The organism is Oscillibacter sp. CAG:155 (genome assembly GCA_000436875.1).
Classification (GTDB): Bacteria; Bacillota; Clostridia; order Oscillospirales; family Oscillospiraceae; genus Oscillibacter.
Genome location: FR890848.1, coordinates 1 through 1,399, shown reverse-complemented (window position 1 = coordinate 1,399; position 1,399 = coordinate 1). Strand labels below are relative to the sequence as shown.

1 protein-coding gene and 1 pseudogene are annotated in these 1,399 nt (G+C 61.3%); one reads left to right on the top strand and one right to left on the bottom strand.

Annotation, left to right across the window (positions count from 1 at the left end; translation table 11 throughout):
* Positions 1–241, bottom strand: a pseudogene (locus QZL67_RS02000) (hypothetical protein); the annotation flags it as partial.
* Between the two features lie 272 nt (positions 242–513).
* Here QZL67_RS02000 and QZL67_RS01995 point away from each other — a divergent pair.
* The coding region (locus QZL67_RS01995; RefSeq protein WP_292919676.1) for an FAD-dependent monooxygenase at positions 514–1,399 on the top strand (886 nt) is incomplete at its 3' end.

The window sequence follows — 1,399 nt, the reverse complement described above, 5'->3', positions numbered from 1 at the left end:
TCCCCCCGCCGATGGCACCGCCCAGCAGCGCACAGGCCAGGGCCAGGGCCGTGATCTTCAGGGCCAGGCGATTTTTCTTCACAGGCTTCATCTCCTGCACAGGGCCATTGGGCCCGGTCTGATGCATCGGGGTGAACGGCTGGCCCTCACTGGGCTGCTGACCGGCCGCGTTCTGTTCGCCGGCTTCACTGCCGTCCTTGCGATAGGTATAATGGTACAGGTTCTTTTCGTCGTTATACATAATTGATTCCTCCTATTATGTATCCCGCTCACCCGACTCTTAGAACGGGTGATCCCCGGGGACTTTGTCGAATATGTAAAATCAGGTTGTCTGCTTGGTTCTCTCTTCCTCAACCTTTGCCTGTAGTATAAGGCGTTTATCTTAAAAATGCCTGAAATGTTTTTAAAGGAACTTTGAACAAAGCGCTCCACCGCCGCAAGCCGCCGTTGCCCTGCCGGTCGGGCTGTGCTAAGATAGAACCAGATTTTACGCACATGGAAAGGAATTTAGCCGTGCTGAAGATTGAAAACATAAAGCTGCCGCCCGGTGCGGATGCAAACCAGCTGACCGCCGAGGCCGCCCGCATCCTGCGGTGCCCGGCAAAGGAGCTGCACTCCCTGCGGATTCTCCGGCGCAGTGTCGACGCCCGGGAGGAGGTCTCCCTGGTCTATACGGTGGAGGTCTCCGCGGCGGACGAGGGTTCACTGCTGCGGCGCTGCCGCAGCAAGAAGGTCAGCCGTTCCCAGCCCAAAGCCTCCTACCAGCTGCCCGCTCCCCTGCCTTCCCCGGACATCCCGCCCGTGGTAGTGGGCGCAGGCCCGGCAGGTCTTTTTGCCGCGCTGGTATTGGCTCACGCCGGTCTCCGGCCCATTTTGCTGGAACGGGGCCGCCGGGTGGAGGACCGGGCTGCCGATGTAGAGCGGTTCTGGCAGACCGGTGTACTGGACCCCGCCAGCAATGTCCAGTTTGGGGAAGGCGGTGCCGGTGCCTTTTCTGACGGAAAGCTCAACACCGGCACCCGGGATATCCGCCACCGCTTTATTCTGGAGCAGCTGGTCTCCTGCGGCGCACCGCAGGATATCCTCATCGACGCCAAGCCCCACGTGGGCACCGACTATCTCCACGTGGTCCTGCGCAGACTCCGGCAGGAACTCACCGCGCTTGGCGCGGACATTCGCTTTGAAAGCCACCTTACGGACCTGGAGATTCGCGGCGGCACCCTCGCGGGCATCACGGTAGAAGGCCCCTCCGGGACGTATTCTCTGCCCTGCCGCCAGCTGGTGCTCTGCCCCGGCCATTCCGCCCGGGACACCTTCGAGATGCTCTTTGCCCGCGGAATCGTTATGGAGGCCAAGCCCTTCGCCGTAGGGATCCGCATTGAACACCGGCAGGCAGACT